2 protein-coding genes are annotated in these 1,258 nt (G+C 39.7%); both read left to right on the plus strand.

The window, feature by feature from the left end:
* The first annotated feature begins 122 nt into the window (after positions 1 to 122).
* On the plus strand, positions 123 to 464 hold the full coding sequence (locus F6K49_RS50230) for a hypothetical protein (protein ID WP_293110343.1): 342 nt from the start codon (positions 123 to 125) through the stop codon (positions 462 to 464).
* Between the two features lie 131 nt (positions 465 to 595).
* Positions 596 to 937 carry a hypothetical protein gene (locus tag F6K49_RS50235; protein ID WP_293110345.1) on the plus strand — a complete coding sequence of 114 codons (342 nt, stop codon included), beginning with the start codon at positions 596 to 598 and terminating at the stop codon, positions 935 to 937.
* The last annotated feature ends 321 nt before the right edge of the window (positions 938 to 1,258 follow it).

A 1,258-nucleotide genomic window follows, 5' to 3' on the forward strand; every position in this document is an offset into this window, starting at 1 on the left:
TGTGAATAGTCAACTATCTAACCTGGATCGGGATTAATACTTACATAAGTTAAGAGCTACATTCTAGTAATTAAAAAAAAGCCGTTAACCAATTAAGCAAATAAATCTTAGGAGAAACAAACATGAAAGGTCTCGTACTTGGCAGTTTAGGCACTTTATTGATTGCTACCGCTACCACTCCCGTCTTAGCATCAGAAATCGCTGCCAATTCTACCACCAGCCGTAACAATATTGTCGAAGTTAAACCCTTTAACCTGGTCTATCTCGGTTATCAAGGTTACTTTTCTGAGCAAGGTATTCCCAGTAATGCTGGTTTCATCAGCGCTGTAAAAACCAAGAGAATTACCGCTAAAGACCTCGTAGCCAGTGCTATTGAAAGAGGAAGATTATCCCCAGAAACCATCAATGATTCTAGCTATCTGGCTCATGTTAACACTCAACTATCCACCCTTGATCGGGATTAATACTTAGGTAAGCATTTAGCCGTGAGCTAAAAGCGGATTAGCTGAATGCTTACATAAGTTAATACCTACATTCTAGTAATTAAATATAAGCAGTTAACCAATTAAGCGAATCAATTTTAGGAGAAACAAACATGAAACGTCTCGTACTTGGCAGTTTAGGCACATTATTACTTGCTACTGCTACCACTCCCGTCTTAGCATCAGAAATCGCTGCCAACTCTACCACCAGCCGTAACAATATTGTCGAAGTTAAACCCTTTAACCTGGTCTATCTCGGTTATCAAGGTTACTTTTCTGAGCAAGGGATTCCCAGTAATGCTAGTTTCATCAGCGCTGTAAAAACCAAGAGAATTACCGCCAAAGACCTCGTAGCCAGTGCTATTGAAAGAGGAAGATTATCCCCAGAAACCATCAATGATTCTAGCTATCTGGCTCATGTGAATAGTCAACTATCCAACCTGGATCGGGATTAATACTATGGTAAGTATTTAGCGGTCAGCCGTGAGCTAAAAGCTGATAGCTGATACGCGACACGCTGATAGCACCTCAAGTAGCGTGGCCGTAGGCTTTTAGCTGACTGATAGCTTACGAAATCTCAAATCCTGGCTGGGGTTTGGATTTCACTATGTGTTTTTTAAGAAGTAACATAAACTATAAGTGGTTTTTACAAAGTACAAAAAAGGTGTTTTATGAAAACAGAACAGTCACCTAATATCTTTGAGAGTCAGTGGCAACTCTATCAAAAAATACTGACTAACAATTACATGCAACACCGTGAAATTTACGGGATCTTG

The organism is Moorena sp. SIO3I6, from assembly GCF_010672095.1.

Bases quoted from the DNA above. Each gene is read 5' to 3' on its own strand.
- F6K49_RS50230 (WP_293110343.1), top strand. From the start codon at position 123: ATGAAAGGTCTCGTACTTGGCAGTTTAGGCACTTTATTGATTGCTACC.
- F6K49_RS50235 (WP_293110345.1), top strand. From the start codon at position 596: ATGAAACGTCTCGTACTTGGCAGTTTAGGCACATTATTACTTGCTACT.